The 368-nt window shown below is 38.6% G+C and carries 1 pseudogene; it reads left to right on the top strand.

The window, feature by feature from the left end:
- Positions 1 to 174: 174 nt before the first annotated feature.
- Positions 175 to 368 (top strand): annotated as a pseudogene (locus B3Z75_RS09185) (hypothetical protein); the annotation flags it as partial.

Here is a 368-nt window from a genome sequence, read left to right as displayed (position 1 = left end):
CAGGAAGAGAATTTAATTCAGATCCGTTTCATTTCTTACCATAGATCAAGTGTTGGAGGCCCGGCACGATGCTACCTTTGTGCCGTAATAATTAAAGAAGCAATTCAAAATCAGACCGGTTGAAACGGACAGTCATATCTGCGTAGTTTCATCCACAAAAAAACGAAAAAACGTATGAAAACAATTAATTTATTGGCAATCCTTTTATTGATAGGAACTTTATCGGCAAGGGCGCAAAAAAGTGAAATCGACCTGAGTAAATCGCAGGTTCTATGGACCGGAAAAAAAATAGGGGGCTCTCACAATGGAAAAATTCAGATACAGAGTGGATCTTTTGAGTTAAAGAACGGTGAGATTGTAAGCGGAAA

The organism is Proteiniphilum sp. UBA1028 (assembly GCF_002316955.1).
GTDB lineage: Bacteria > Bacteroidota > Bacteroidia > Bacteroidales > Dysgonomonadaceae > Proteiniphilum.
This window is presented reverse-complemented; position numbering and strand designations above follow the sequence as displayed.